General features: G+C 47.4%; 2 tRNA genes and 2 rRNA genes. All 4 read left to right on the plus strand.

The annotated features are described in order from the left end of the window. Positions 1 to 366: 366 nt before the first annotated feature. The 4 genes from FC091_RS15015 to FC091_RS15030 all read left to right on the plus strand — a co-directional run bounded on the left by FC091_RS15015 (position 367) and on the right by FC091_RS15030 (position 5,145). A 16S ribosomal RNA gene (locus FC091_RS15015) occupies positions 367 to 1,892 on the plus strand. A gap of 93 nt (positions 1,893 to 1,985) precedes the next feature. After that, positions 1,986 to 2,059 (plus strand) — tRNA-Ile (locus FC091_RS15020). A 78-nt stretch (positions 2,060 to 2,137) separates the two neighbouring features. Continuing rightward, a tRNA-Ala gene (locus FC091_RS15025) sits at positions 2,138 to 2,211 on the plus strand. A gap of 124 nt (positions 2,212 to 2,335) precedes the next feature. After that, positions 2,336 to 5,145, plus strand: a 23S ribosomal RNA gene (locus tag FC091_RS15030). Together the 16S and 23S rRNA genes with 2 tRNA genes alongside form the textbook arrangement of a ribosomal RNA operon.

A 5,145-nucleotide genomic window follows, 5' to 3' on the forward strand; every position in this document is an offset into this window, starting at 1 on the left:
TAAAAATTTCTTCAATAAAAGTTTAAAAAGAATTTGGTGGTAATGAAAAGGGTTTTATATTTGCAGCCCCTAAACGGACACAATGTGGCAGGTTTGGGTAAGTTCATTCACACAAAGCGGCATTAAAAAAATAAATTTATTTTTTCAAAAAGATGTTGCGGGAATGAAAAAAGGGTTTTATATTTGCACCCGCTTAACGAAATAAGGTTAAGAAAAAGTAAAGAAATAAGTTCATTAACATATTGAATTGACAGCGTAAGAACCAATTGGAAACGGTTGGTTCATAACAAGAGAATAAATCATTTAGAGTACTGAGAGAATTCCTATTGGTTGTTAAGAGAACAAGTCGAAAGACTTAAAAATTTAACGATGAAGAGTTTGATCCTGGCTCAGGATGAACGCTAGCGGCAGGCCTAACACATGCAAGTCGAACGGTAACAGGAAAAAGCTTGCTTTTTTGCTGACGAGTGGCGCACGGGTGCGTAACGCGTATACAATCTGCCTTTTACTGGGGAATAGCCTTTGGAAACGAAGAATAATACCCCATAGTATCTAAATTTCGCATGTTATTTAGATTAAAGCCTCGGCGGTAAGAGATGAGTATGCGTCCTATTAGCTAGATGGTGTGGTAACGGCACACCATGGCAACGATAGGTAGGGGCCCTGAGAGGGGGATCCCCCACACTGGTACTGAGACACGGACCAGACTCCTACGGGAGGCAGCAGTGAGGAATATTGGACAATGGGCGAAAGCCTGATCCAGCCATGCCGCGTGCAGGAAGACTGCCCTATGGGTTGTAAACTGCTTTTATACGGGAAGAAACCCATCTACGTGTAGGTGGCTGACGGTACCGTAAGAATAAGCATCGGCTAACTCCGTGCCAGCAGCCGCGGTAATACGGAGGATGCAAGCGTTATCCGGAATCATTGGGTTTAAAGGGTCCGTAGGTGGATTAGTAAGTCAGAGGTGAAAGCCTGCAGCTCAACTGTAGAACTGCCTTTGATACTGCTAGTCTTGAATTATTGTGAAGTGGTTAGAATATGTAGTGTAGCGGTGAAATGCATAGATATTACATAGAATACCGATTGCGAAGGCAGATCACTAACAATATATTGACACTGATGGACGAAAGCGTGGGGAGCGAACGGGATTAGATACCCCGGTAGTCCACGCCGTAAACGATGGTCACTAGCTGTTCGGATTTCGGTCTGAGTGGCTAAGCGAAAGTGATAAGTGACCCACCTGGGGAGTACGTTCGCAAGAATGAAACTCAAAGGAATTGACGGGGGCCCGCACAAGCGGTGGAGCATGTGGTTTAATTCGATGATACGCGAGGAACCTTACCAGGGCTTAAATGTAGAGTGACAGGTCTAGAGATAGACTTTTCTTCGGACACTTTACAAGGTGCTGCATGGTTGTCGTCAGCTCGTGCCGTGAGGTGTCAGGTTAAGTCCTATAACGAGCGCAACCCCTGTTGTTAGTTGCCAGCATGTAAAGATGGGAACTCTAGCAAGACTGCCGGTGCAAACCGCGAGGAAGGTGGGGATGACGTCAAATCATCACGGCCCTTACGTCCTGGGCTACACACGTGCTACAATGGTATAGACAATGAGCAGCCACTTCGCGAGAAGGAGCGAATCTACAAACTATATCTCAGTTCGGATCGGAGTCTGCAACTCGACTCCGTGAAGCTGGAATCGCTAGTAATCGGATATCAGCCATGATCCGGTGAATACGTTCCCGGGCCTTGTACACACCGCCCGTCAAGCCATGGAAGCTGGGAGTGCCTGAAGTCCGTCACCGCAAGGAGCGGCCTAGGGTAAAATCGGTAACTAGGGCTAAGTCGTAACAAGGTAGCCGTACCGGAAGGTGCGGCTGGAACACCTCCTTTCTAGAGAAAGACGACTGATAGGAAGCTATCAAAAAAAAGAAATAATTGGTTTTATTCTCTTGCTGTTAATTTAAGATATCAATAATTAAGTAGAGTCTCATAGCTCAGCTGGTTAGAGCGCTACACTGATAATGTAGAGGTCGGCAGTTCGAGTCTGCCTGAGACTACTAAATTAAAGGAAATTCTAGAAGTTGAGAGGGTAGTTTGGTAAACTACTAACTACTATGTACTAACTACTAGTATATGGGGAATTAGCTCAGCTGGCTAGAGCGCCTGCCTTGCACGCAGGAGGTCACCGGTTCGACTCCGGTATTCTCCACAAGGCCGAGAGGTCAGAAGTTCATTGACATATTGAAAAAAGATACATGATAATTAAATAGAAATATTTAATAAAACAAAATAATTGTAACGAGCAATTATAACTCATTAAAAAGACAAAAGTACAATAAGCTAAATAAGAGCGTATGGGGAATGCCTAGGCTCTCAGAGGCGATGAAGGACGTGATAAGCTGCGAAAAGCTGCGGGGATTGGCACATACAAACCGATCCGCAGATATCCGAATGGGGCAACCCAGCATGTTGAAGACATGTTATCCGAAAGGAGGCGAACCCGGAGAACTGAAACATCTAAGTATCCGGAGGAGAAGAAAACAAAAGTGATTCCGCTAGTAGTGGCGAGCGAACGCGGATTAGCCCAAACCAATATTGTTACGGCAATATTGGGGTTGTAGGACTGCGATATTCGAGCTATAATGAACTAGAACTGTTTGGAAAGACAGGCCAAAGACGGTGATAGCCCGGTATAGGTAAAGATTAGTAAGATAGCAGTATCCTGAGTAGTGCGGGGCACGTGTAACCCTGTATGAATTTGTCGGGACCATCCGATAAGGCTAAATACTCCTGAGAGACCGATAGTGAACTAGTACCGTGAGGGAAAGGTGAAAAGAACCCTGAATAAGGGAGTGAAATAGAACCTGAAACCATACGCTTACAAGCGGTCGGAGCGGATCTATCCGTGACGGCGTGCCTTTTGCATAATGAGCCTACGAGTTACCGTTGCTAGCAAGGTTAAGCACTTCAGGTGCGGATCCGTAGCGAAAGCGAGTCTGAACAGGGCGCTTAGTTAGTAGTGGTAGACGCGAAACCGTGTGATCTACCCATGGGCAGGGTGAAGCTGTGGTAACACATAGTGGAGGCCCGAACCGGTTGACGTTGAAAAGTCTTCGGATGACCTGTGGGTAGGGGTGAAAGGCCAATCAAACTCGGAAATAGCTCGTACTCCCCGAAATGCATTTAGGTGCAGCGTTGATTTAGTTTTATAGAGGTAGAGCTACTGATTGGATGCGGGGGCTTCACCGCCTACCAATTCCTGACAAACTCCGAATGCTATAAAATGATGATCAGCAGTGAGGGCATGGGTGCTAAGGTCCATGTCCGAGAGGGAAAGAACCCAGACCATCAGCTAAGGTCCCCAAATGTATGTTAAGTTGAATAAACGAGGTTGAACTGCTTAGACAGCTAGGATGTTGGCTTGGAAGCAGCCATTCATTTAAAGAGTGCGTAACAGCTCACTAGTCGAGCGGTTCGGCATGGATAATAATCGGGCATAAACATACTACCGAAGCTATGGACTTGTAAAAGTGGTAGGGGAGCATTGTAGTGTCGTCGAAGGTGAACTGCGAGGTTTGCTGGAGAAGCTACAAAAGAAAATGTAGGCATAAGTAACGATAATGCGGGCGAGAAACCCGCACACCGAAAGACTAAGGTTTCCTCAGCTATGCTAATCAGCTGAGGGTTAGTCGGGACCTAACGCGAACCCGAAAGGGGTAGTGGATGGACAACGGGTTAATATTCCCGTACCTGCTCACACTAAAAGTGACGGATCTCCGTGGTTGCTGCGTACTGACGGAATAGTACGTTGAAGCGCAAGCGATAGTACACTGAGGCTACGGCCAAGGTGATAATGCAGCGAAGGAGGTTCCAAGAAAAGCGAGTGAAGCAGCCCGTACCGTAAACCGACACAGGTAGTTGGGATGAGAATTCTAAGGTGCTCGAGAGATTCATGGCTAAGGAACTAGGCAAAATAGACGCGTAACTTCGGGAGAAGCGTCGCCCATCTCCGGATGGGCCGCAGTGAAAAGGTCCAGGCGACTGTTTATCAAAAACACAGGGCTCTGCTAAATCGAAAGATGATGTATAGGGCCTGACACCTGCCCGGTGCTGGAAGGTTAAGTGGAGGGTTTAGAAGTTTACTTCGAAGATCTCAAATGAAGCCCCAGTAAACGGCGGCCGTAACTATAACGGTCCTAAGGTAGCGAAATTCCTTGTCGGGTAAGTTCCGACCTGCACGAATGGTGTAACGATCTGGACACTGTCTCAGCCATGAGCTCGGTGAAATTGTAGTATCGGTGAAGATGCCGATTACCCGCAGTGGGACGAAAAGACCCCGTGAACCTTTACTATAGCTTAGTATTGGCTTTGGATAAGTAATGTGTAGGATAGGTGGGAGACTTTGAAGCGGCGTCGCCAGGCGTTGTGGAGTCATTGTTGAAATACCACCCTTTGCTTATCTAGAGTCTAACTTCTTGCGAAGGACAGTGCTTGGTGGGTAGTTTGACTGGGGTGGTCGCCTCCAAAAGAGTAACGGAGGCTTCTAAAGGTTCCCTCAGCACGCTTGGTAACCGTGCGTAGAGTGCAATGGCATAAGGGGGCTTGACTGAGAGACATACAGGTCGATCAGGTACGAAAGTAGAGCATAGTGATCCGGTGGTTCCGCATGGAAGGGCCATCGCTCAAAGGATAAAAGGTACTCCGGGGATAACAGGCTGATCTCCCCCAAGAGCTCACATCGACGGGGGGGTTTGGCACCTCGATGTCGGCTCGTCACATCCTGGGGCTGGAGAAGGTCCCAAGGGTTGGGCTGTTCGCCCATTAAAGTGGCACGCGAGCTGGGTTCAGAACGTCGTGAGACAGTTCGGTCTCTATCTACTGTGGGCGTTAGAAATTTGAGTGGATCTGACTCTAGTACGAGAGGACCGAGTTGGACGAACCTCTAGTGTACCTGTTGTTCCGCCAGGGGCATTGCAGGGTAGCTACGTTCGGAAGGGATAAGCGCTGAAAGCATATAAGCGCGAAACCCACCACAAGATGAGATTTCTTTAAAGGGTCGTGGAAGATGACCACGTTGATAGGCTACAGGTGTAAAGGCAGTAATGTCATAGCCGAGTAGTACTAATAACCCATAGGCTTATTG

Source organism: Winogradskyella algicola (genome assembly GCF_005869935.1).
Taxonomy (GTDB): Bacteria; Bacteroidota; Bacteroidia; order Flavobacteriales; family Flavobacteriaceae; genus Winogradskyella; species Winogradskyella algicola.